The 21,778-nt window shown below is 68.2% G+C and carries 21 protein-coding genes and 3 tRNA genes; 10 read left to right on the top strand and 14 right to left on the bottom strand.

What is annotated here, in order from left to right; genetic code table 11:
• Nucleotides 1-30: 30 nt before the first annotated feature.
• From D9R12_RS05965 to D9R12_RS05955, 3 genes are all read right to left on the bottom strand, one after another.
• The gene (locus D9R12_RS05965; protein ID WP_122229026.1) at nucleotides 31-1,656 is read right to left on the bottom strand and encodes an N-acetylmuramoyl-L-alanine amidase; all 1,626 of its coding nucleotides are present in this window, start codon (nucleotides 1,654-1,656) and stop codon (nucleotides 31-33) included.
• A 107-nt stretch (nucleotides 1,657-1,763) separates the two neighbouring features.
• On the bottom strand, nucleotides 1,764-2,219 hold the full coding sequence (tsaE, locus tag D9R12_RS05960) for a tRNA (adenosine(37)-N6)-threonylcarbamoyltransferase complex ATPase subunit type 1 TsaE (protein WP_122229024.1): 456 nt from the start codon (nucleotides 2,217-2,219) through the stop codon (nucleotides 1,764-1,766).
• The gene (locus D9R12_RS05955) at nucleotides 2,219-3,700 is read right to left on the bottom strand and encodes an NAD(P)H-hydrate dehydratase (protein WP_122229022.1); all 1,482 of its coding nucleotides are present in this window, start codon (nucleotides 3,698-3,700) and stop codon (nucleotides 2,219-2,221) included. The genes tsaE and D9R12_RS05955 overlap by 1 nt, the downstream gene beginning before the upstream one ends.
• 25 nt (nucleotides 3,701-3,725) lie before the next feature.
• Here D9R12_RS05955 and queG point away from each other — a divergent pair, with 25 nt between their 5' ends.
• On the top strand, nucleotides 3,726-4,796 hold the full coding sequence (gene queG, locus D9R12_RS05950) for a tRNA epoxyqueuosine(34) reductase QueG (protein WP_122229020.1): 1,071 nt from the start codon (nucleotides 3,726-3,728) through the stop codon (nucleotides 4,794-4,796).
• 86 nt (nucleotides 4,797-4,882) lie between these two features.
• Here queG and pgi read toward each other — a convergent pair whose 3' ends face one another.
• From pgi to pcnB, 6 genes are all read right to left on the bottom strand, one after another.
• A complete protein-coding gene (pgi, locus tag D9R12_RS05945; protein WP_122229018.1) occupies nucleotides 4,883-6,385 on the bottom strand; it encodes a glucose-6-phosphate isomerase in 1,503 nt (500 codons plus the stop codon).
• Nucleotides 6,385-6,765: an aspartate 1-decarboxylase gene (panD, locus tag D9R12_RS05940; protein ID WP_122229016.1), complete on the bottom strand. Its 381-nt coding sequence runs from the start codon at nucleotides 6,763-6,765 to the stop codon at nucleotides 6,385-6,387. The genes pgi and panD overlap by 1 nt, the downstream gene beginning before the upstream one ends.
• A 79-nt stretch (nucleotides 6,766-6,844) precedes the next feature.
• The gene (gene panC, locus D9R12_RS05935) at nucleotides 6,845-7,687 is read right to left on the bottom strand and encodes a pantoate--beta-alanine ligase (protein ID WP_014160201.1); all 843 of its coding nucleotides are present in this window, start codon (nucleotides 7,685-7,687) and stop codon (nucleotides 6,845-6,847) included.
• Nucleotides 7,688-7,730: 43 nt separating this feature from the next.
• On the bottom strand, nucleotides 7,731-8,543 hold the full coding sequence (panB, locus tag D9R12_RS05930) for a 3-methyl-2-oxobutanoate hydroxymethyltransferase (RefSeq protein WP_014160200.1): 813 nt from the start codon (nucleotides 8,541-8,543) through the stop codon (nucleotides 7,731-7,733).
• A gap of 9 nt (nucleotides 8,544-8,552) precedes the next feature.
• A complete protein-coding gene (gene folK / locus D9R12_RS05925; RefSeq protein WP_122229014.1) occupies nucleotides 8,553-9,044 on the bottom strand; it encodes a 2-amino-4-hydroxy-6-hydroxymethyldihydropteridine diphosphokinase in 492 nt (163 codons plus the stop codon).
• Nucleotides 9,045-9,046: 2 nt separating this feature from the next.
• Nucleotides 9,047-10,444, bottom strand: a complete 1,398-nt coding sequence (gene pcnB, locus D9R12_RS05920; RefSeq protein WP_425479062.1) for a polynucleotide adenylyltransferase PcnB — start codon at nucleotides 10,442-10,444, stop codon at nucleotides 9,047-9,049.
• Nucleotides 10,445-10,476: 32 nt separating this feature from the next.
• On the opposite strand from pcnB, the gene D9R12_RS05915 reads away from it, so the two are divergent.
• Nucleotides 10,477-10,551: transfer RNA gene (locus D9R12_RS05915), tRNA-Glu, on the top strand.
• A 126-nt stretch (nucleotides 10,552-10,677) separates the two neighbouring features.
• Entirely contained in the window at nucleotides 10,678-11,001 is a 324-nt protein-coding gene (gene fdxA / locus D9R12_RS05910) for a ferredoxin FdxA (RefSeq protein WP_014160197.1), read from the top strand.
• Between the two features lie 108 nt (nucleotides 11,002-11,109).
• Here fdxA and D9R12_RS05905 read toward each other — a convergent pair whose 3' ends face one another.
• Nucleotides 11,110-11,631: a hypothetical protein gene (locus tag D9R12_RS05905; RefSeq protein ID WP_014160196.1), complete on the bottom strand. Its 522-nt coding sequence runs from the start codon at nucleotides 11,629-11,631 to the stop codon at nucleotides 11,110-11,112.
• Nucleotides 11,632-11,708: 77 nt separating this feature from the next.
• Nucleotides 11,709-12,089 carry a dihydrodipicolinate synthase family protein gene (locus D9R12_RS16025; RefSeq protein WP_122229010.1) on the bottom strand — a complete coding sequence of 127 codons (381 nt, stop codon included), beginning with the start codon at nucleotides 12,087-12,089 and terminating at the stop codon, nucleotides 11,709-11,711.
• Nucleotides 12,090-12,226: 137 nt separating this feature from the next.
• Here D9R12_RS16025 and D9R12_RS05895 point away from each other — a divergent pair, with 137 nt between their 5' ends.
• The 7 genes from D9R12_RS05895 to D9R12_RS05865 all read left to right on the top strand — a co-directional run bounded on the left by D9R12_RS05895 (nucleotide 12,227) and on the right by D9R12_RS05865 (nucleotide 18,355).
• Nucleotides 12,227-12,802 carry a glycine cleavage system transcriptional repressor gene (locus D9R12_RS05895; RefSeq protein ID WP_122229008.1) on the top strand — a complete coding sequence of 192 codons (576 nt, stop codon included), beginning with the start codon at nucleotides 12,227-12,229 and terminating at the stop codon, nucleotides 12,800-12,802.
• Nucleotides 12,803-12,804: 2 nt separating this feature from the next.
• Nucleotides 12,805-13,287, top strand: a complete 483-nt coding sequence (locus tag D9R12_RS05890) for a peroxiredoxin (RefSeq protein ID WP_122229006.1) — start codon at nucleotides 12,805-12,807, stop codon at nucleotides 13,285-13,287.
• Between the two features lie 82 nt (nucleotides 13,288-13,369).
• A complete protein-coding gene (locus D9R12_RS05885) occupies nucleotides 13,370-14,773 on the top strand; it encodes a PhoH family protein (protein ID WP_014160192.1) in 1,404 nt (467 codons plus the stop codon).
• A 76-nt stretch (nucleotides 14,774-14,849) separates the two neighbouring features.
• Nucleotides 14,850-15,698, top strand: coding sequence for an alpha/beta hydrolase family protein (locus D9R12_RS05880; RefSeq protein WP_170159164.1), 849 nt, complete (start codon nucleotides 14,850-14,852; stop codon nucleotides 15,696-15,698).
• 103 nt (nucleotides 15,699-15,801) lie between these two features.
• Nucleotides 15,802-17,082 (top strand): nucleotide sugar dehydrogenase, encoded by a 1,281-nt coding sequence (locus tag D9R12_RS05875; protein ID WP_122229414.1) that lies wholly within the window; start codon nucleotides 15,802-15,804, stop codon nucleotides 17,080-17,082.
• A gap of 36 nt (nucleotides 17,083-17,118) precedes the next feature.
• Nucleotides 17,119-18,126, top strand: coding sequence for an NAD-dependent epimerase (locus D9R12_RS05870; protein ID WP_122229002.1), 1,008 nt, complete (start codon nucleotides 17,119-17,121; stop codon nucleotides 18,124-18,126).
• Between the two features lie 152 nt (nucleotides 18,127-18,278).
• Nucleotides 18,279-18,355: transfer RNA gene (locus tag D9R12_RS05865), tRNA-Arg, on the top strand.
• Between the two features lie 225 nt (nucleotides 18,356-18,580).
• Here D9R12_RS05865 and D9R12_RS05860 read toward each other — a convergent pair.
• The 3 genes from D9R12_RS05860 to alaS form a co-directional block, all read right to left on the bottom strand.
• Nucleotides 18,581-18,673: transfer RNA gene (locus D9R12_RS05860), tRNA-Ser, on the bottom strand.
• Between the two features lie 78 nt (nucleotides 18,674-18,751).
• Nucleotides 18,752-18,961, bottom strand: coding sequence for a carbon storage regulator CsrA (gene csrA, locus D9R12_RS05855; RefSeq protein ID WP_014160188.1), 210 nt, complete (start codon nucleotides 18,959-18,961; stop codon nucleotides 18,752-18,754).
• Nucleotides 18,962-19,101: 140 nt separating this feature from the next.
• The gene (gene alaS / locus D9R12_RS05850) at nucleotides 19,102-21,753 is read right to left on the bottom strand and encodes an alanine--tRNA ligase (RefSeq protein WP_122229000.1); all 2,652 of its coding nucleotides are present in this window, start codon (nucleotides 21,751-21,753) and stop codon (nucleotides 19,102-19,104) included.
• Between the last annotated feature and the right edge of the window lie 25 nt (nucleotides 21,754-21,778).

Below are 21,778 nucleotides of genomic sequence, written 5' to 3'. Positions count from 1 at the left end.
CCTCGATGATAGCCGACTGGGCCCGGCGGCTTATGGCGCGCCGCCGCCGGCACTGCCAGTCGAAGCGGCCTGCGCGCGCGCGGCGAACAGCGTGCCCGGCGGCGGCGAGCGGCTGAAATAGGTTTCCACGCCTCCAAGCACCGCCCTGGCGATCCCGCGCTGGAAGCTGGGATCGGTCAGCTGCCTTTCTTCGCTGTAGTTGGAGATGAATGCGGTCTCCACCAGCATCGCCGGCATGTCCGAGGTGCGCAGCACCGCGAAGTTGGCCTTTTCCAGGCTGGTCTTGTGCGCGTTGCCGACCTGCTTGAGGCCGGCCAGGACGTGGCCAGCAGCGTCCTCGGAAGCCTTCATGTGGCCACTCTGGGCCAGGTCGATCAGGACCGAGCCCAGGGTGCTGTCCACGCTCTGCAGACTGCGGCCGCCGATCAGGTCGGAGGCGTTTTCCTTGTCGGCCAGCCAGCGCGCGCGCTGCGAGGTGGCGCCCTTGAGCGAGAGCACATACACCGACGAACCGCTGGCGCTGCGGTTTTCCGCGGCATCGGCGTGAATCGAGATGAACATGTCCGCATGCGCGGCACGCGCCTTCACCGCCCGCTGGTTGAGCGGGATGAAGTAGTCGCCATTGCGGGTGAGGTAGGACTTCAGGCCCGGCGTGGCATCGATCTGGCGGGCCAGTTCGCGGGCGATGGCCAGGGTCACGTTCTTCTCGTACTTGCCGGTCGGGCCGATCGCGCCCGAGTCCTGGCCACCGTGGCCGGCGTCGATGGCGATCACCAGCGGGCGCATGCCGGCGCGCATGGCCAGCCTGGGCTGCGGCAGGGTGGTGGCCGGCTGATCGGCCACGGTCGTCTTGGGTTCGACCGGCGCCGGTCGGCCGGTGGCAATGGTCACCCCGGGGGCGACGGTCTGCGGTTCGCTCGGCGCGGGACGGCCGGTGGCGATGGTCACCGCCGGGGCGACGGTCTGCGGCTTGCTCGGCGCAGGCACGATGATACCCGGCACCGGTTGACCGGCCAGGATGGCGGCCGGCGAAAGATCGCCGGGCATGGCCATGGCCAGAGCAGCAGCCGGCGCCTGCTGCGAGGCCGAGGGCGGCGTCGGCGTAGGCGTGGGCGCCGGCATGGCGGCGGCTGGTTCGGGTGGGGCTGCGGTGGCCTGACGCACCACCTCGGCGGCCAGCGACGAGGTTGCACGGGCGGCCGAGACCTGCGGCGCAGCGGCCGGCGCTACGGCCCTTGCAGGTGCAGCCGCGGGCGGCTGGCCGTCGCCGGGCCACGCGATCACCAGCCGCGACTGCGCACCGCTGCCCTCGATATGCGGGGTCATGGCCTTGACCGGCGAGGCCAGCTCGAACACCACGCGCACGGTCCCCGGCACGGGCTGGCCGGTGCGCACCGCGGTGACAACCCCGGTGGGCGCGGGCAGCTTGAGCTGTTTCGGCGCCGACGACTCAGGCAGATCCACGACCAGGCGGTCGGGGCCAGCCAGGGACAGGATCTTGAACTTGCCGGCCCCCTGCAGGGTGATTTCCGCGCGGGTACCGGTGACACCGTTGCTCAGGTCGATGCCACTGACCTGCCCGGCAAACGCGGGCGACAGGCCACCCTGGAGCAGGACAGCGCCCCCCAAGGCAAGTGCGATTGCGGCTTTCCCCATTGGCATGCCCCGGATTCAAGCATTAACGACCTGCTAATGCAACCCGTTTTTCCCTTAATAATCCGTGACCTGCCTGAACTTCCTCGGCCAGCCAACAGAAGAACCTTCTAAATGGCACTTTCGGCCAGTTGCGCCAGCCAGGCACGGCCCGACTCGGAGCCGGCCAGCAGACGCGCACTGCGCCCTTGGCCGTCGATGGCCAGGTGGATCTGAAGGTCCGGCGGGGGCAGGCCGCCGCGGCCTTTTTCCGCCCATTCGATCAGCCACAGCGTGGCCACTGCCTCGTCCAGGCCCAGGAAATCCAGCTCGCTGGCATCGCCCAACCGATACAGATCCAGATGCCAGGCCTCGCCGCCGGCGATGGGATAGCGCTCGACCAGGGTGTAGGTCGGGCTGCGGATCGCGCCGGTCACGCCCAGGGCGCGCAGCAGCGCCCGCGCCAGGGTGGATTTTCCGGCGCCCAGGTCACCATGCAGATGGACGGCGGCCAGCGGCGGCCGGGTCTGGGCCAGCGCAGCGCCCAGCCGGGCGGTGTCCTCGACCGTGGCCAGGTGCAACTGCATCAACGCGGCTGCGGGTTGGACAGCGGTTGCAGGTGCTCGAACAGGTCGCTGGCCAGCAGGCCGCGCTGGCCGCGCCTGGCTGCGGCATCACCGGCCATGCCGTGCAGCAGGGCGCCGGCGCTGGCCGCTTCGAGCGACGGCAGGCCCTGCGCGCGCAGGGCGGCGATCACCCCGGTCAGCACGTCGCCCATGCCGCCGGTGGCCATGCCGGGATTGCCTGCGGCGATCACGCGCGGCAGCTGGCCTTCGCTGGCGATCAGGCTACCGGCACCCTTGAGCACGACGGTCGCGTGCAGGCGCGTGCACAACTCGGCGATGGCGCCAAAGCGGTCGGCCTGCACTTCCCTGGGTGTACGCCCGAGCAAGCGCGCCGCTTCGCCCGGATGCGGGGTGAGGATCGCATCGCCCAGCGGGCGCGGATTGGCCGCGATGAGGTTGAGCGCGTCGGCATCGAGCACCAGCGGCTTGCCGGCCTCCATCGCCAGGCGCAGCAGGGCCCTGCCCCAGTCGCCCTGGCCCAGCCCCGGGCCGATCGCGACCACATCGGCCGCATCGAGCAGCGGCTGCAGGTCGCTGCCCGATTCCACCGCGTAGGTCATCGCTTCCGGGCGACGGGCAAGCAGCGGGCCGACATGCGCCTTGCGGGTGGCCACGCTGACCAGCCCGGCACCGCTGCGCAGCGCGGCTTCGGCGGTCATCGCGATCGCCCCGCCATGGCCCAGGTCACCGCCGATCAACAGCACCCGGCCGCTTTCGCCCTTGTGGGTGTCGCGGCGGCGCGGCCGCAGCCAGGTGTGCAGCAGCTGCGGGGTCAGCAACAGGGCCTTGGGTGCGGACATCTGCACCAGGTCGGCGGGCACTTCGAGCGCATCGAACGCCAGTTCGCCGGCGTGTTCCAGGCCGGCGCCGGTGTACAGGCCGTGGTGGCGCACGATGAACTGCAGGGTCACCTGCGCGCGCACCGCCACACCCGGCGCCGTCGCCAGCGAGGCATCGATGCCGCTGGGCACGTCCAGGGCAAACACCGGCGCCGGCTGCGCGTTGATCGCCTCGATCAGCCGCTGCGCCTGCCCTTCTGGCGCACGCGCAAGGCCGATGCCGAACAGCGCATCGACCACCACCTCGGCCGCCGGAAACTGCTCAGGGAACAGCGCGATCGCGCCCCCGGCGGCGAGGTAGGCGGTGCAGGCGCGTTGGGCCAGGTCGGTGCGCGGGGTGTGCTCTTCCAGGCGCAGCACCACCACCGCGCGGCGTGCCTGCAGTGCGGCCAGGGCCAGCACGTAGCCGTCGCCGCCGTTGTTGCCCGGCCCGCAGACCACGGTGAGGCGCTGCGCATCGGGCCAGCGCGCCTGCAGTTGCCGCCAGGCCGCGTGGCCGGCGCGCTGCATCAGCTCGAACGCACCACCGGCCAGCCGCGCACTGGCCTGCTGGTCCAGGGCACGCGCCGCGGCGCTGCCGTGCAGGGGAATCAAGGCGGTCATGGCGCGCGATTCTATACTTGCGCGCATGAGTGCCTGCTCTGCCACGCCGATCGACCTGCACGCGCTGGCTGCGCAGGCGCGCACGCTGTCGCGCCAGCTGGGGTTCCAGCGCTGCGGCATCACCGGCGTGGAGCTCGGCCAGGACCAGGAGCACCTGCGCAGCTGGCTGGCCGAAGGCCTGTACGGCTCGATGGACTGGATGGCGCGGCATGCTGACATGCGCTCGCGCCCGGCCGAACTGATCCCCGGCACGCTGCGGGTGATCTCGGTCGGCCTGGACTACGGCCACGATGACAGCAGCCAGGCTTGGGCCACGCTGGCCAACGGCGAGCGCGCCTACGTCGCCCGCTACGCGCTGGGCCGCGACTACCACAAGCTCATGCGCAAGCGCCTGCAGACACTGGCCACGCGCCTGCAGGAGCAAGTGGGGCCGATGGGCCATCGGGTGTTCGTCGATTCGGCGCCGGTGCTGGAGCGCGCCCTGGCCCGCAACGCAGGGCTGGGCTGGATCGGCAAGCACACCTGCCTGATCGACAGGCACGGCGGCTCGTGGTTTTTCCTGGGCGAGATCTACGTCGACATCCCGCTGCCGGTGGACACCCCGGCCAGCGCCCACTGCGGCAGCTGCGTGCGCTGCATCGATGTGTGCCCCACGCAGGCGATCATCGCCCCGCACCGGCTCGACGCGCGCCGCTGCATCGCCTATCTGACCATCGAACACGAAGGCCCGATCCCCATCGAGCTGCGCAAGCCGATCGGCAACCGCATCTTCGGCTGCGACGACTGTCAGCTGGTATGTCCCTGGAACAAGTTCGCCAGGCGCACCGACGAGCCGGACTTCCGCGCCCGCAATGACCTGGACGTGGCCACGCTGCCGCAGCTGTTCGCCTGGGACGAAGCGGAGTTCCTGACCCGCACCGAAGGCTCGGCGATCCGCCGCAGCGGGCACCAGCGCTGGCTGCGCAACATCGCCGTGGCGCTGGGCAATGCACCAAGCTCGCCGGCGGTGCTCCAGGCGCTGGCCTCGCGCCGCGACGATGCTTCGCCGCTGGTGCGCGAGCACGTGGCCTGGGCGCTGGCGCAACACGAGGCCTGACGATCGTCAGAGGCGTAGGGCGGGTCTCGACCCGCCGCCGTTAATTCAACGATATCGCGATGGCGGGTCAAGACCCGCCCTACGGTTCAACGCGTGCGGATCTGCTCCAGCAGCGCCCCGGTGACCGGGTCATCGGCCTGGGCCTGGCCCTTGAGTGCCGGCAGCAGGCCGCTGGCCAGCTGCTTGCCCAGCTCCACGCCGAACTGGTCGAAGGCGTTGATGCCCCAGGCCAAAGACTGCGCGTAGACGCTGTGCTCGTACATGGCGATCAGCGCGCCCAGCGACTGCGGGGTCAGTGCGTCGAGCAGGATCATGGTGCTGGGGCGGCCGCCGGCGTAGCTGCGGTGCGGATCATCGCTGGCCTGGCCATTGGCCAGCGCTTCGGACTGGGCCAGCAGGTTGGACAGCAGCGCGATGTGGTTTTCGGTGTACGGGTCGTCGTTGTGGATGGTGCCGACAAAATCCAGCGGCACGATCTGGGTGCCCTGGTGCAACGCCTGAAAAAAGCTGTGCTGCACGTCGGTGCCGGGCCCGCCCCACCACACCGGCACCGTCTCGCAGTCCACCGGGCTACCATCGATGCGCGTGGACTTGCCCAGGCTCTCCATCACCAGCTGCTGCAGGTAGTTGGGCAGCAACGCCAGGCGCTGGTCATAGGTCATCACGCCATGGGCGGCGTGGCCGAGCACATTGCGGTTCCAGATCGCGGTCAGCCCGTGGCGGATGGCCAGGTTGGATTCGGCCGGGGCCTCCAGCACGTGCTGGTCCATCAGCGCCGCGCCCTCCAGCAGCGCCTCGAAGTTCCTGAAGCCGATCGCCAGCGCAATCGGAAACCCCACCGCCGACCACAGCGAATAACGCCCGCCCACCCAGTCCCACATCGGCAGCACGCGCTCGGATGGAATGTCGAATGCATCGGATGCGCGCTGCGGGTTGGCGCTGACCGCATACAGGCGCTCGCTGCCGCCCAGCCAGTCGGCCAGAATCCGGCCGTTGAGCAGGGTCTCCTGGGTGCCAAAGGTCTTGGAGATCAGGATCGCCGCGGTGGTCGCAGGATCCAGCCCGGCCAGCGTGCGCTGGGCGGCGGCGCCATCGACATTGGAAATGAAGTGCACGCGCAGCTTCGGCTGCAGCGGACCCAGCGCATCGACCACGTGGCGCGGACCCAGGTCCGAGCCGCCGATGCCGACGCTGACGATGTCGGTGACTTCGCTGGCTTCCAGCGCGGCCACCAGCTGGCCCATGCACGCGCGCACCCTGGCCGCTTCGGCATGGGCCTGCTGCGCGAGCCTGCCCTGGGTCAGGTTGCTGCGCAGCGCGGTGTGCAATGCGGCGCGGCCTTCGGTGGGATTGACCACTTCACCGCAGAACAGGCGCTGGTAGGCGGCCTTCAGGTCCAGCTCGGCGGCCAGCGCATGCAGCGCGGCCAGGGCCTGGCGGTCGTAGCCCTGGCGGGCGAAGCTGGCGTACAGCGGCCCGACCCGCAGGGCGAACTCCGAGGCGCGCGCAGGGTCCTGTTCCAGCAAGTCCGGCGCGCGCACACCGCGCAGGCGTGCAGCGTCGGAGCGCAACGCGTTGAAGTTCGTCATCAGGCGGCCTGCTTTGGAATCGACTGGTTGGTGTGGGTGATGCGGTTGTGCCCGTCCACGTACACCAGGGTGGGCTTGAACAGGTCGGCTTCGGCCTCGCTCATCGCGGCGAAGGCGGCGATGATGATGATGTCGCCGACCTGCACGTGCCGGGCCGCGCCGCCATTGAGCGAGATGATGCCGCTGCCTTCGTCGGCACGCAGCGCATAGGTGCTGAAGCGGGCGCCGTTGGTGACGTCCCAGATGTGCACCTGCTCGAACTCGCGGATGCCGGCGGCGTCGAGCAGGTGGCCGTCGATGGCCACCGAGCCTTCGTAATTCAGCTCCGAATGGGTGACGGTGGCGCGGTGGATCTTGGTCTTGAGCAGGCTCAGTTGCATGGTCGTATCGACCCCGGGAACACAGGCCGGCGAGTCTAGCAGCGCCCGCCGCACGCGGCCGTGCAAGCGCTGGCGCCTTTTAGAATTCCAGGTTGTCGATCAGGCGCGTGCGGCCCAGGCGCGCGGCAATCAGCGCCACCCGGGCACCGGTGTCCGCCGGCCCCGGCTCGGACAGGTCCGGTCGGCGCACCACGGCATAGTCGACCTGGAAACCGGCAGCGGTCAGGTGCGCGCGCGCGGCCGCTTCGACCTCCGCCCGCGCGGTGCCGGCCAGCATGGCCTGGCGCATCTGCTGCAGGGTGCGGCGGATCTCGGCCGCGCGCGGGCGCTCCTGGGCCGACAGGTACTGGTTGCGCGAGCTCATCGCCAGGCCATCGGCCTCGCGCACGATGCTGCCGCCCAGGATCTGGATCGGGAACGCCAGGTCGGTGACCATCTGCCGGATCACGGCCAGCTGCTGATAGTCCTTCTTGCCGAAGCCGGCCACGTCCGGCACGACCTGGTTGAACAGACGGCTGACCACGGTGCACACGCCATCGAAATGACCCGGGCGGCATTCGCCTTCCAGCACCGAGCTCACGCCCGGCACGTGCACCTTGGCCGCCAGCTCGATGCCGAACGGATACATCGATTCGACCGTGGGCAACCACAGCACGTCGCAGCCGGCGCCTTCCAGTCCCGTCGTGTCGGCATCGGGCGTGCGCGGGTAGCGGGTGTAGTCCTCGTTGGGCCCGAACTGGGTCGGGTTGACGAACACGCTGGACACCACGCGATCGGCGTACTGCCGGACCAGCATGATCAACGAGTAATGGCCGGCGTGCAGGTTGCCCATGGTCGGCACGAAGCCCACCCGCAGGCCCTGGCGCTTCCAGCCCATGACGCGGGCGCGCAGGGCGTCCAGTTCGGTGATGGTTTCGATCATGAGCGCCCTGTCCGCGCGTGGGGAATCGTGGAAAACGGCGCGATCAATACGAGTGCGCGGCATCGGGAAAACTGCCCTCGCGCACCGCGGCGGCATAGGCGCGCACGGCGCCGGCGACCGAGCCACCTTCGGCCAGGAAATCCTTGACGAACTTCGGCCGGCGATGGCCCATCTCCAGGCCCAGCAGGTCGTGCAGCACCAGCACCTGGCCATCGCACTGCGCGCCGGCGCCGATACCGATGGTGGGGATGTCCACCGCGGCGGTGATGCGCGCGGCCAGCGCGGATGGCACGCACTCGAGCACCAGCAGGCTGGCGCCGGCATTGGCCACGGCGATGGCATCGGCCAGGAGTTTTTCGGCCGCCGCCTCCTCGCGGCCCTGCACCCTGTAGCCACCGAAGGACAGCACCGACTGCGGGGTCAGGCCCAGGTGCGAGCACACCGGGATGTCGCGCTCGGCCAGGAAGCGGATGACCTCCAGCTTGTGGCCAGCGCCTTCGAGCTTGACCATCTGCGCGCCGACCTGCAGCAGCTGGGTCGAGGCAACCAGGGCGCGTTCGCGCGTGGCATCGGCCTGGAACGGCAGGTCGGCCACCAGCAGCGCGCGCGCCAGCCCGCGGGCGACGATGCGCGTGTGGTAGACCATCGCCTCCACCGTCACCGGCAGGGTCGAATCGTGGCCCTGCACGACCATGCCCAGCGAGTCGCCGATCAGGATCAGATCCACGCCGGCCGCGTCAAGCGTGCGCGCGAAGCCGTAGTCGTAGCAGGTCAACATCACCAGTTTCTGCCCGGCCTGCTTGGCTTGGCGCAGGGCGGGAACGGTCCAGGGCTTGCTGTCGGCGTGGGTACTCATCGCCGCGCATTATCCACTGATCACCCGGATGGCGTCATGGCCCACGCGCAATGCAGCTTCCCGCACCGTCCCGTGGCCGGCGATGCGCAGTTCCGGCGCCACATCGGCCAGCGGCACCAGCGCAAAGGCGCGCTCATGCAGGCGCGGATGCGGCACCTGCAGGCCAGGCAGTTCGATCATCGCATCGCCGTAGAGCAACAGGTCCAGGTCCAGCGTGCGCGGGCCCCAGCGCTGCTCGCCGCTGCGCTGGCGGCCGAACTGGCGCTCGATCTCCAACAGCGCGGCCAGCAGCGCCGGCGCGTCCAGCGTGGTGTCCACGCGCGCGGCGGCGTTGATGAAATCCGGCTGCGCCTGCATGCCCCAGGCCAGGGTGAGGTACAGCGGCGAAGCCGACACCAGCGTGGTGCCGGGCAGCGCGCCGATCGCGGACAATGCGGCGCGCACCGTGCCGGCCGCATCGCCCAGGTTCGCCCCCAGGCCGATGCAGGCCGTGACCACCATGCTCATTCCCCGCTTGCGCCCGCAGCGCCACTGCGACGACGACGGCGCCGGCGGCGCTTGGACGGCACCGCATCTTCGTCGGTGTAGCTGTCGCCGGGCACCTCCACGCCCAGGGTCGCGGCAAGCTCCTCGTTGGTCTGGGTCTGGGCCTGGGTCCAGAACTCCACGTCGGCCGCATGGTCGGGCGAGGCCGACTGGCGCAGCACCAGGAAATCGAACGCCGCGCGGAAGCGTGGATGGGCCAGCAGGCGCGTGACCCGCTTGCGCTGGCGCTGGGAGAAGCGCGACTGCAGCAGCCAGATTTCCTGCATCGGCAGCGAGAAGCGCCGTGGCAGCGCGATGGTATTGAGCTGGTGCACGGTGACCCGGTCGGCGGCCCGGCGCGCGGCCTCTTCCGGATGGACGCCCTGCGCCTGCAGGCCGATCAGCGCCTTGCAGTACGCCGGCCACAGCAACAGTGCAAACAGGAACGCCGGCGAGACCGGCTCGTCATTGGCCACCCGCGCATCGGTGCCGGCCAGGCCTTCCAGCAACATCGCGCGCAGCGCACCGCTGCGGTTGGACTGCAGCGCCGCGGCGCTTTCCGGCAGCAGCACCGGCAGCAGGCCGCTGTGCTCCAGGCCCTGGAAGCTGGCCACCGCGTTGCCGGACAGGAACAGCTTGAGGATCTCCTCGAACAGCCGCGCCGGCGCGGCCTCGGCCAGCAGCGGGGCCAGCACCGGGATCGGGTCGGCGGTGGGCCCATCGATGGTGAAACCCAGCTTGGCCGCCAGGCGCACCGCGCGCAGCATCCGCACCGGGTCTTCGCGGTAGCGCAGTTCGGGATCGCCGATCAGCCGCAGCCGCCGCGCCATCACGTCCTCGAAACCGCCGCAGTAGTCGCGCACCGAAAAATCCTCGATCGCGTAATACAGCGCGTTGGCGGTGAAGTCGCGGCGGATCGCGTCGTCCTCGATCGAGCCGTAGACGTTGTCGCGCAGCAGCCGGCCATCCTCGTGGGTTTCGCGGTCGCCGCTGCCGTCGTCGCTGTTGGCGCGGAAGGTGGCGACCTCGATGATCTCGCGGCCAAACACCACGTGCGCCAGGCGGAAGCGGCGGCCGATCAGCCGGCAGTTGCGGAACTGCTGCTTGATCTGCTCGGGCGTGGCGTCGGTGGCCACGTCGAAATCCTTCGGGTGCTGCCCGACCAGCAGGTCGCGGACCGCGCCACCGACCAGATATGCCGAGAAGCCGGCATCGCGCAGGCGATACAGCACGCGCAGGGCATTGGGACTGATATCCCGACGCGAGATGGTGTGCGCCTCGCGGGGAATGACGATGGGCTGGAGTTCGGCGGTGATGATTGCGGCTTCCGTGTATTTGAGCGGCCGACCCGATTGCCGGGGGCCAACGCTGCCGATATACTAACCAGCTAAGCGCTCGCGGCCAAAACGCTCCCTTCGTCTAACGGTTAGGACGTGGCCCTCTCAAGGCTAAAATAGGGATTCGAATTCCCTAGGGAGCACCACCGCGACTGCCTGGAAGTGATCAGACCCGGCCCACGCCGGGTCTTTTCATTTGCGTCCGGCCTGAATCATGCCGGGGGCTTCCTATAGAATTGCCAGCCCCCTTGTTGCGCGCCACCGGATCTGTCATGCCCTTCGTCGTCACCGAGAACTGCATCAAGTGCAAGTACACCGACTGCGTCGAGGTGTGCCCGGTGGACTGTTTCCATGAAGGCCCCAACTTCCTGGTGATCGACCCGGACGAATGCATCGACTGCACCCTGTGCGAGCCGGAATGTCCGATCAACGCCATTTATCCCGAAGACGACGTGCCGGCCGGCCAGGAGGCCTTCGTGGCACTCAATGCCGAACTGGCCAAGGCCTGGCCGGTGATCACCGTGCGCAAGGAGCCGTTGCCCGACGCCGCCGACTGGGAAGGCAAGCCCGGCAAGCTGCCGCTGCTGCAACGCTGAAGGCGCCGCACCGCCACGCCCGCTCGGGGACCCGCCCCGGCTCCAGACCGGGATCAACGGAAAAGGCGCCATCGGCGCCTTTTCCGTGAGCAGCCATCGGCGGACCGATCAGGTCCCGCCGAGCTTGTTCTTCAGCTCCGCCATCAGGCGGGTGGCTTCCGGGCCATTGGCCGGCACGCCGCGCGGATCGACCGCCGACACGTAGGTCCCCGAGGCGGTGGGTGAGACCCGCACCAGGAAGCTCTGGCCCTGGTAGGACACGTCGTAGCTGCCCAGCAGTTGCGCGCTGCTGGCGATGGTCAGGCCATCGACCGTGCCCAGCGCCTGGCCTACCCTGGTGAAGACCTCCTCGCGGGTGCCGGCCACGTTGAAGCCGGAGGTGTTCACGCTCGAAGGCCCGCTCTGCTGGCCGGCGCCGGCGGCAGCGCCGGTGGCCACGGTCGGCACCTGCATGGCGCCGGCAGTGCTGGGTACGTTCAGGTCGGGCGGGACTTCCAGCGGACGCTCCTGCTCGGCCAGCGCGTAGTCGCCCTTGGGCCCCTTGTGGAACCACTTGCAGCCGGACAGGCCGACGATGGACATCGCCAGCACCACTGGCAAGGCGAGACGCGAAGCACGGGAAAAACGCATTGGATGAATCTCCATTTTTTAAAATTCAGGCCGTTGAAGTCGGGCCGCGAGCGGTACGCCTCTGGCGCAGGCCCTGGCTAGGCGTGGAATTCTGCCAGTTGCGCGTCCCATGCGCTCACCGCGGCAGGATCGCCCTGAGGCGCCAGGCGCACAGCCGGGGCAACGCCGCCGGCGGGAGGCGGCCCGGAACGGGTCTGGGCGATGGTCCCGATGTTCATCGGGCCGGTGCCGGCGACCACCGGCATCGCGCCTTCGACCAGCTGCACCGCTTCGCAGGTCAGGACGCGATCTTGATCATCGGACAGCGCGGCCGCCGCGCCGGTCGATCCGGCCACCGCCACGCCCTGCACGCCACCGCGCAGCTGCAGGTTCAGCAGGCCGCGCCAGGCATCCTGGTCGAGCGTGGCAGCGCCGGAAAACGGCGTGGCCAGGGCGGTGATGCATCCGGGAAGGGACAAACGAAGCGCCTGTAAGGAGGAATACGCACGCAAATGCCACGTACCGGCGGCGATGTTACTTGCGGCGCGAAAGGACGGGCAAGTATGCTGGCCGCGCATCACAGGCCCCGTCCCGGGCGCCATTCAGACTCGCTGTAATGCCGGAAGCCCCTTTGACCGACTCCACGCCCCGGCCCTCGCCGAACGAAAACCACCTCCTGATCAACGCCTATACGACCCATCCGGAGTCGCCTTTGCTGGGAGTGACGCGTCGCATCGCCGATTCGGGCTGCAACTTGGTTGATGCGCGCCTGTCCACGGTGGGTCGCGACGTCTCGGTGACCGCGCTGGCCACCGGTTCATGGGATGCGGTGGCCAAGCTGGAAGCGATGATGACCCGGCTTGAGCGCGAGGAAGGCCTGAAGCTGGTCTGGTACCGCACCGGGCCCAAGGTGGTGCAGTCCAACCTGCTGCCCTACATCGTCGAGGTGGTGGCCGCCGACAAGCCCGGCATCCTGTTCCAGCTGGCCGATTTCTTCGACCGCCAGGGCATCACCATCGAGAACCTGCAGTCCACCCGCTACCGCGCGATGCAGACCGGTGCGGAGATGTTCTCCGCGCAGGTGACCATCGGTGTGCCGGCCAACATGCACATCGCCGCGCTGCGCGATGATTTCCTCGAATTCTGCGACCATCTGAACCTGGACGCGATCATGGACCCGATGAAGTTCTGAAGATGACGGCAACCGCAAAAGCGCTTCCGAAGTCCACCCTGAAACTGCCGCTGGCCCTGTCCGGCGGCACCTCGACGACCCTCGCAGAACACGCCGGCCACTGGCTGGTGCTGTACTTCTACCCCAAGGACAGCACCCCGGGCTGCACCACGGAGGGCCTGGAGTTCAACGCGCTGCTGCCGCAGTTCGAGGCGCTGGATGCCCGCGTGCTGGGTGTATCGCGCGATTCGGTCAAGTCGCACGACAACTTCTGCGCCAGGCAGGGATTCAACTTCCCGCTGGTCAGCGACGCTGACCAAGCGCTGTGCCAGGCCTTCGAGGTGATCAAGGAAAAGAACATGTACGGGCACCAGGTGCTGGGCATCGAGCGCAGCACCTTCCTGATCTCGCCCGAGTCGGCCATCGTGGCGCAGTGGCGCAAGGTCAAGGTCCCCGGCCACGCCCAGGCCGTGCTCGACGCGCTCAAGGCCGCCCAGTCCCAGTGACCTTTACCGTTTGTCTTTACTTCCACCACCCCGCCACGCGGGCTGTGGTGGCCTGCTGCTGTCCGCCCAACAGGAAATGTCGATGACCCGAAGCAAGCGCATCTACGTGCTGGACACCAACGTGCTGATGCACGACCCGACCGCGCTGTTCAAGTTCGAAGAGCACGACGTGTTCCTGCCCATGCAGGTGATCGAGGAACTGGACAATGCCAAGAAGGGCATGTCCGAAGTCAGTCGCAACGCGCGCCAGGTCAGCCGCTTCCTCAACGAGCTGATCGTCGGCGCCGATGCGGCGCGCATTTCCCTGGGCATCACCCTGCTCCACCCCAAGAGCCTGAACCTCAGGCAGCCCGGCCAGATCGGCCAGCTGCACTTCCAGCTCAAGGCGGTCGATCCGGGCCTGACCTTCGGCGCGATCGCGCCGGACAACAAGATCCTGGCCGCGGTGCTGCAGCTGCAGGAGGAACATCCCGGCACGCCGGTGATCCTGGTGTCCAAGGACATCAACCTGCGGATCAAGGCCTCGATCAGCGGCATCGTCGCCGAGGACTACGAAAACGACCGCGCGCTGGACGATTTCAGCCTGCTCTACACCGGCGCCACCGCGCTGCCGGAGGATTTCTGGCACCGCCACCAGAGCGACCTGAAATCCTGGAGCGACAAGAGCGGACGCACCAGCTACGAAGTGGTCATGGCCGATGAGGAGGACTGGTTCCCCAACCAGTACCTGTACATGCCGGGCGAGGACGAAGTGGAACTGCGCGTGGCCAGGGTCAACGCCGACGGCCGGGCCACGCTGACCCTGGTCGATGACTTCCGCAGCGGCCAGCACGCGGTGTGGGGCATCAGTGCGCGCAACCGCGAGCAGAATTTCGCGCTCAATGCACTGATGGACCCGGAAATCGACTTCGTCAGCCTGCTCGGCACCGCCGGCACCGGCAAGACGCTGCTGGCGCTGGCCGCCGGCCTGGCCCAGACCATGGACCAGCAGCGCTACCGCGAGATCATCATGACCCGCGCCACGGTCAGCGTCGGCGAGGACATCGGCTTCCTGCCCGGGACCGAGGAAGAAAAGATGACCCCGTGGATGGGCGCGCTGACCGACAACCTGGAAGTGCTCACCCACAACCAGGAGGGCGGCGCCTGGGGCCGCCAGGCGACCAACGACCTGCTGGCCAGCCGGATCAAGATCCGCTCGATGAACTTCATGCGCGGGCGCACGTTCCTCTCGCGCTACCTGATCCTGGACGAGGCCCAGAACCTCACGCCCAAGCAGATGAAGACCCTGATCACCCGTGCCGGCCCGGGCACCAAGATCGTGTGCCTGGGCAACGTGGAGCAGATCGACACCCCGTACCTGACCGAGACCACCTCGGGCCTGACCTACGCGGTGGACCGCTTCAAGGCCTGGGCGCACAGCGCGCACATCACCCTGCGTCGCGGCGAGCGTTCGCGCCTGGCCGACTACGCCTCGGAAGTGCTGTGATCCCGGGCGCACGCCTGCACCGGAGAGCGCTGCAAGGCCTGCGCTGCGGCGTGCTTTCGCCTGGCGCACCACGCGCATGACGAACGTGGCTGCTGGCCAGTCACCATTGCGCGCGGCCGATGGCCATGCGTGGACACTGCTGTATCGCATTCCCGCGCGGCCGCGTGCCAGCGTGCTGTGGGTGCCGGCGCTGGGCGTGGCCGCCAGGCATTACCTGCCCCTGGCCGATACGCTGGCGGGGTTGGGCGTGGCGGTGTTCGTGCATGAAGCGCGCGGGCACGGCAGCAGCAGCTGGCGTGCAGCGCGACGCTGCGACTGGGGCTATCGCGAACAGTTGCAACTGGATCTGCCGTTGAGCCTGCGGGCGATGGGCGATGCGGTGGATGTGCCCCATCGGATCGTCGGCGGGCACAGCCTGGGCGGCCAGCTGGCGTGCTGCCTGGCCGCGTTGGCGCCTGCGCAGTTGGATGCCCTGTGGCTGGTGGCCAGTGGCACGCCGTACTGGCGGTGTTTTCCTGGCCCACGCGGCGTGCTGTTGCCGATGGCCTACCACTTCATGCGCTGGCTGGCCCGGCGCAATGGCGCGCTGCCGGGGCGCAGGATCGGCTTCGGCGGCAACGAGGCACGCGGCCTGATCGAGGACTGGTCGCGCGTGGGCCTGAGCGGACGCTACGCCGGCCGTGGCATGCAGATCGACCTGGAACAGGCCCTCTCGCGCCTGGCACTGCCGGTGCGCAGCGTGGTGCTGGCGCGGGACTGGCTGGCGCCTGCCCGTTCGCTGCAGGGCCTGACCGGCAAGTTCGCCATCACCGTCGAACCGCCGGTGATCCTGGACGCACGCGCCCTGGGTGTCAGGGCCGATCACTTTGCGTGGATGCGCCAGCCACAGGCAGTGGCTGAAGCACTGGCCGCTTGCCTGCCCTGAGGGACCTCGGCTTGCCCCGCACGCGCAGCCATCGCGCCGGATGAACGGCAATGCGATGCTATGGCACCTGGCCCTGAGCCAGTCCAGCAGGAAATCCGCATCGATGCCGCAGACCAACGCCAGTCCCAGGATCGCCATCATCGGGCTTGGCTATGTGGGGCTGCCGCTGGCCGTGGCCTTCGGCCGGCAATATGAAACGGTCGGCTTCGACATCAGCGCTGCACGCGTGCGCGCCTTGCAGGCCCACCAGGATGACACGCTGGAAATCTCACCCGAGCAATGGAAGGCGGCTGGACGCCTCACCTGCACCGACGATGCCGCCCACCTGACCGGCTGCGAGGTGTTCATCGTCGCCGTGCCCACGCCGGTGGACGACTACAAGCGCCCGGACCTGGGGGCGCTGGAAGCGGCCAGCCGCACCGTCGGCCGCGCCATCGGCCCCGGCGGCCTGGCGATCTTCGAATCCACGGTCTATCCCGGTGCCACCGAAGAGATCTGCGTGCCGATCATCCAGGCCGAATCCGGGCTGGTGTTCAACCGCGATTTCCACGCCGGCTACAGCCCCGAACGCATCAACCCCGGCGATCGCGAACACCGCCTGGAAACCATCGTCAAGGTGACCTCCGGCTCCACGCCCGAAGCGGCCGCGCGCGTGGATGCGCTGTACAGCAGCATCGTCCAGGCCGGCACCCACCGCGCACCCAGCATCCGGGTGGCCGAAGCGGCCAAGGTCATCGAGAACACCCAGCGCGACGTCAACATCGCCCTGGTCAACGAACTGGCCCTGCTGTTCCACCGCCTCGGCATCGACACCGGCGAGGTCCTCGAGGCGGCCGGCACCAAGTGGAACTTCCTGCGCTTCAAGCCGGGCCTGGTCGGCGGCCACTGCATCGGCGTGGATCCGTATTACCTGACCCACAAGGCCCAGCATGTGGGCCACCATCCGGAAGTGATCCTGGCCGGGCGCCGCATCAACGATGGCATGGGCGCGCACGTGGCCCAGCGCACCATCAAGCTGATGGCCAGGCGCGGGCAGCCGATCTCCGGGGCGCGGGCACTGGTGCTGGGCCTGGCCTTCAAGCAGGACTGTCCGGACCTGCGCAACACCAGGGTGATCGACATCGTCCAGGAATTGCAGCAGTACAACGTGTCGGTGGACGTGCACGACCCCTGGGTCGACGCTGGCCAGGCCAGGCACGAATACGGCCTGGACCTGGTCCAAACGCCCGCACCCGGCCACTACGACGCGGTGATCCTGGCCGTGGCCCATCGCCAGTTCATCGCGCTCGGTGGCGCCGGGGTGCGCGCCTTCGCCAAACCCTGCGGCACCTTGTTCGACGTGCAGCGCGTGCTGTCGCGCGAAGACGTCGACGACCGCCTCTGACCTGCCTCCTCCTGTTCGAATGCGAGAGAGCCTTCCATGAAAATCCTGGTCACCGGCGCGGCCGGCTTCATCGGCGCACGATTAAGCGAACGCCTGCTCGAGCGCGGCGATACCGTCCTTGGTTACGACAACCTCAACGACTACTACGACCCGTCGCTGAAGGAGGCCCGCCTGCACCGCCTGCAGGGACAGCCCGGCTTTGCGATGGTGCGCGGCGCGCTGGAAGATCGCGCCGCGCTCGAAGCGGCCCTCGACGGCTTCGCCCCGCAGCGCGTGGTCAACCTGGCCGCACAGGCCGGCGTGCGCTATTCGCTGCAGAACCCGCACGCCTACATCCAGAGCAACATCGTGGGCTTCATGAATGTCCTGGAGGCCTGCCGGCATCGCGGCGTGGAGCACCTAGTCTATGCCTCTTCCAGCTCGGTGTATGGCGGCAACCGCAAGCTGCCCTTCGCGGTGGAAGACAGCGTCGACCATCCCTTGAGCCTGTACGCGGCCAGCAAGAAGGCCAACGAGCTGATGGCCCACACCTACAGCCACCTCTATCGCCTGCCGACCACCGGCCTGCGTTTCTTTACCGTGTACGGGCCGTGGGGCCGCCCGGACATGGCCCTGTTCCAGTTCACCCAGCGGATCCTGGCGGGCGAGCCCATCGAGCTGTTCAACAACGGCCAGCACACGCGCGACTTCACCTACATCGACGACATCGTCGAAGGCGTGATCCGCACGCTTGACCACGTCCCGGGCCCCGACCCGAACTACGACCCGCGCGCGCCCAATCCGGCCACTTCAGACGCGCCGTATCGGGTCTACAACATCGGCAACAACGCGCCGGTGCAGCTGCTGGACTACATCGAAGTGCTCGAAGATGCGCTGGGGCGCAAGGCGCAGCGTCGCCTGCTGCCGCTGCAACCCGGTGACGTGCCGGACACCTTTGCCGACGTCAGTGCCCTGCAGCGCGATGTGGGCTACGCCCCTTCCACGCCGATCCAGACCGGCATTGTGCGTTTTGTCCAGTGGTATCGCACGTACTACAAGGTCTGAGCACGACAAGCTGCGCGGCCTGCCTGGCCACCGTTCGCGCTGCGGGGCGCCACCGCGCAGGTTGACTGGCGGACCGGAGGCTTTGACGGGAACCGGCCGAAAAAGAGGTTGACGAAAAGGACCTTCGTCACCATAATTTCGCTCCTCGCAAGGCGCCCGTAGCTCAGCTGGATAGAGTACCTGGCTACGAACCAGGCGGTCGGGAGTTCGAATCTCTCCGGGCGCACCATGCGATCAAGACAAAAAGGCCAGCATCGAATGCTGGCTTTTTTGTTGCCCGTTTTTTTTTGGCCGCGATGGTGCGTGGACGCCAGCACGCGTCGCCGACGCGCAGATGGCCGCGCGTCACTGCACCCTATCCTGGGCGCATCGATCCACCCCGGCCCGAACACATGACCTGCCCACGCCTGGCCTTGAATTGCAAAAAACCCGCCAAAAAGGCGGGTTTTTGCTTTGGCGGAGTGGGAGGGATTCGAACCCTCGATAGAGCTTTTGACCCTATACTCCCTTAGCAGGGGAGCCCCTTCAGCCGCTCGGGCACCACTCCAGGCAACGCTGCTGACGTATGCCTACGCAGCAGCCGGCAAGGATACCGACTGAAGGTGCGCACGGCAAACGAAAATCGTCAGTTCGAGGAATTGTTGTCGGCGTGCTCAGCCGAACCGGCCTCTTCGCCACGCTGGATGCGCTGGTAGATCTCTTCGCGGTGCACGGCAACATCCTTGGGCGCGGTGATGCCAATGCGCACCTGGTTGCCTTTCACGCCGAGGACGGTGACTGAGACCGAATCTCCGATCATCAGGGTTTCGCCGACACGGCGGGTCAAAATCAACATTTCATTTCTCCGTAATCCGGCTAGCCTAAAGCCGGCAGAAGCGTTTGGCATCGGTAGTTGCCAAAACACTTCCAGATAGGTTCATGGACGTGAAACATGGTAGCGGCCGGCCATGCCGGCCCGCAAGGCTTGAAGGTCGATCAGGCGGCGAGCCGTTGTGCCACCCAAGTCCTGATCCCCTCCAACGCCGAGGCAAGGGCAGGTCCATCCTCGCCGCCCCCCTGGGCCAGATCCGGGCGACCACCGCCCTTGCCTCCGATCTGACCGGCCACGTGGCTGAGCAGTTCCCCGGCCTTGACTCGGCCCATCGCGCTGCCATTCACGCCGGCCACCAGCGCGGCCTTGCCGGCATTGGTCCCGGCCAGCACGATCACCGCATCGCCCAGCTGCTGCTTGAGACGGTCCATCGCCTCGCGCAAGGCCCTGGCATCGAAGCCCTCCAGGCGCACGGCCAGGACCTTGATCCCATCCAGGTCGGTGGCCTGACCGGCCAGCTCGGCGGTTGCGCCCGCGGCAGCCTTGGCCTTGAAGCTTTCCAGCTCGCGTTCGAGTTTCCTCTGGCGCTCGACCAACTGGCGGATCCTGTCAGCCACCTCGGTGGGATGGCCGCCCAGCAGCGCGGCGGCCTCGGCCAGGCGCTGCTCTTCGGCATCCACGTAGTCCAGTGCGCCCTGGCCGGTCACGGCCTCGATCCGGCGCACGCCGGCGGAGACGCCGCTTTCGCTGACGATCTTGAACAGGCCGATGTCGCCGGTCCGCTGCACGTGGGTGCCGCCGCACAGTTCGGCGGAGGTCTCGCCCATGCGCAGCACGCGCACGTGTTCGCCGTACTTTTCGCCGAACAGGGCCATGGCGCCGAATTCCAGCGCCTCCTGCATGCCCATGTGGTGGATCTCGACGGCGTGGTTGCGACGGATCTCGGCGTTGACCCGGCGTTCGACCTCGGCAAGCTCGCTGGCCGACACCGGCTGGAAATGCGAGAAGTCAAAGCGCAGCCGATCCGGCGCCACCAGCGAGCCCTTCTGCTGCACATGGGTGCCCAGCAGCGAGCGCAGCGCCGCGTGCAGCAGGTGGGTGGCCGAGTGGTTGAGGATGGTCGCGCCGCGGCGCTGGGCATCGACGGTGGCCGAAAGCACGTCGCCAACCGCCAGCGCACCCTGGCTCACCTGACCGACATGGCCATGGAATTGTCCGGCCAGCTTCAGCGTGTCGCTCACCTCGAAGCGGCCGCGTTCCCCTTCCAGAACCCCGGTATCGCCCACCTGGCCGCCGGATTCGGCATAGAACGGGGTGCGCGCCAGCAGTACCACGCCGGACTCGCCCGCTTCCAGGCGCTGGACCGGGCGGCCATCGCGCAGCAGCGCGACCACGGGCAGGTCCTGGGCCTGCAGACAGTCGTAGCCTAGGAATTCGGTCGGCCTGAGCTGGGCCACCAGCTCGGCCGGCAGGCCGGTGCCGGACGCAAACCGACCGGCGGCGCGCGCGGTCTGGCGCTGCTGCGCCATGGCCTCGTCAAACCCGGCCAGGTCCACCTCCATGCCCCGCTCGCGCGCGATGTCGGCGGTCAGGTCGACCGGGAAGCCATAGGTGTCGTACAGGCGGAATGCGTCCACGCCCGGGATGGTCTTGCCCTGCGCGCGCGCGGCCACCTCCTCGAAGATGCGCATGCCGGCGTCCAGCGTCTCGGCAAAGCGCTCTTCCTCGGCCTTGAGTGCGCGCTCGACCAGGTCCTGCCTGGCCGGCAGCTCGGGATAGGCATCGCCCATCAGCGCCGACAAGGTCGGGACCAGTTGGAAGAAGAACGGCTGGCGCACGCCCAGCATCCAGCCATGGCGCAAGGCGCGGCGGATGATCCGGCGCAGCACGTAGCCGCGGCCTTCATTGGATGGCAGCACGCCGTCGACGATCAGGAACGCGCAGGCCCGAATGTGGTCGGCGATCACCCGCAGCGACTTGTTTTCAAGGTCGGTGGTGCCGGTCAGGCGCGCGGCGTCCTTGATCAGGGTCTGGAACAGGTCGATCTCGTAGTTGCTGTGCACGTGCTGCAGCACCGCCACCAGCCGCTCCAGGCCCATGCCGGTATCCACGCATGGCGCTGGCAGCGGCACCAGGGTGCCGTCGGGCTGGCGGTCGAACTGCATGAACACCAGGTTCCAGATCTCGATGAAGCGGTCGCCATCCTCATCGGGCGAGCCCGGCGGGCCACCGGCGATGTCCGCGCCGTGGTCGTAGAAGATCTCGGTGCACGGGCCGCACGGGCCGGTGTCGGCCATCTGCCAGAAGTTGTCCGAAGCGAACGGCGCGCCCTTGTTGTCGCCGATCCGCACGATCCGCTCGGCCGGGATGCCGATCATCTCGTGCCACAGCGCGTAGGCCTCCTCGTCGGTGTGGTAGACGGTGACCAGCAGCCGCTCGGCCGGCAGCTTCCAGACCTGGGTCAACAGTTCCCACGCCCAGGCGATCGCGTCCTTCTTGAAGTAGTCGCCGAAGGACCAGTTGCCCAGCATTTCGAAGAAGGTGTGGTGACGCGCGGTGTAGCCGACCTGGTCAAGGTCGTTGTGCTTGCCGCCGGCACGCAGGCAGCGCTGCACGTCGGCCGCGCGCACATAGCTGCGCTTCTCCGCGCCCAGAAACACGTCCTTGAACTGGACCATGCCCGAATTGGTGAACAGCAACGTGGGATCGTTGCCTGGCACCAGCGGCGCCGACGGCACGATGGTGTGGCCCTTGCCGCGAAAAAAGTCGAGAAAGTCCTGGCGGACCTGGTTGCTGCTGAAGGTGGGGGCGGTCATGTGGGAACTTGCGTTGGGCGAGCGG

Source organism: Pseudoxanthomonas spadix, assembly GCF_003703395.1.
Taxonomy (GTDB): domain Bacteria; phylum Pseudomonadota; class Gammaproteobacteria; order Xanthomonadales; family Xanthomonadaceae; genus Pseudoxanthomonas_A; species Pseudoxanthomonas_A spadix.
Note: the sequence above shows the minus strand (reverse complement) of the source record. Positions and strands in the feature narration are given on the sequence as shown.

Coding starts and splice junctions, on each gene's coding strand:
- D9R12_RS05965 (WP_122229026.1), bottom strand. CDS start 1,656: ATGGGGAAAGCCGCAATCGCACTTGCCTTGGGGGGCGCTGTCCTGCTC.
- tsaE (WP_122229024.1), bottom strand. CDS start 2,219: ATGCAGTTGCACCTGGCCACGGTCGAGGACACCGCCCGGCTGGGCGCT.
- D9R12_RS05955 (WP_122229022.1), bottom strand. CDS start 3,700: ATGACCGCCTTGATTCCCCTGCACGGCAGCGCCGCGGCGCGTGCCCTG.
- queG (WP_122229020.1), top strand. CDS start 3,726: ATGAGTGCCTGCTCTGCCACGCCGATCGACCTGCACGCGCTGGCTGCG.
- pgi (WP_122229018.1), bottom strand. CDS start 6,385: ATGACGAACTTCAACGCGTTGCGCTCCGACGCTGCACGCCTGCGCGGT.
- panD (WP_122229016.1), bottom strand. CDS start 6,765: ATGCAACTGAGCCTGCTCAAGACCAAGATCCACCGCGCCACCGTCACC.
- panC (WP_014160201.1), bottom strand. CDS start 7,687: ATGATCGAAACCATCACCGAACTGGACGCCCTGCGCGCCCGCGTCATG.
- panB (WP_014160200.1), bottom strand. CDS start 8,543: ATGAGTACCCACGCCGACAGCAAGCCCTGGACCGTTCCCGCCCTGCGC.
- folK (WP_122229014.1), bottom strand. CDS start 9,044: ATGGTGGTCACGGCCTGCATCGGCCTGGGGGCGAACCTGGGCGATGCG.
- fdxA (WP_014160197.1), top strand. CDS start 10,678: ATGCCCTTCGTCGTCACCGAGAACTGCATCAAGTGCAAGTACACCGAC.
- D9R12_RS05905 (WP_014160196.1), bottom strand. CDS start 11,631: ATGCGTTTTTCCCGTGCTTCGCGTCTCGCCTTGCCAGTGGTGCTGGCG.
- D9R12_RS05895 (WP_122229008.1), top strand. CDS start 12,227: ATGCCGGAAGCCCCTTTGACCGACTCCACGCCCCGGCCCTCGCCGAAC.
- D9R12_RS05890 (WP_122229006.1), top strand. CDS start 12,805: ATGACGGCAACCGCAAAAGCGCTTCCGAAGTCCACCCTGAAACTGCCG.
- D9R12_RS05885 (WP_014160192.1), top strand. CDS start 13,370: ATGACCCGAAGCAAGCGCATCTACGTGCTGGACACCAACGTGCTGATG.
- D9R12_RS05880 (WP_170159164.1), top strand. CDS start 14,850: ATGACGAACGTGGCTGCTGGCCAGTCACCATTGCGCGCGGCCGATGGC.
- D9R12_RS05875 (WP_122229414.1), top strand. CDS start 15,802: ATGCCGCAGACCAACGCCAGTCCCAGGATCGCCATCATCGGGCTTGGC.
- D9R12_RS05870 (WP_122229002.1), top strand. CDS start 17,119: ATGAAAATCCTGGTCACCGGCGCGGCCGGCTTCATCGGCGCACGATTA.
- csrA (WP_014160188.1), bottom strand. CDS start 18,961: ATGTTGATTTTGACCCGCCGTGTCGGCGAAACCCTGATGATCGGAGAT.
- alaS (WP_122229000.1), bottom strand. CDS start 21,753: ATGACCGCCCCCACCTTCAGCAGCAACCAGGTCCGCCAGGACTTTCTC.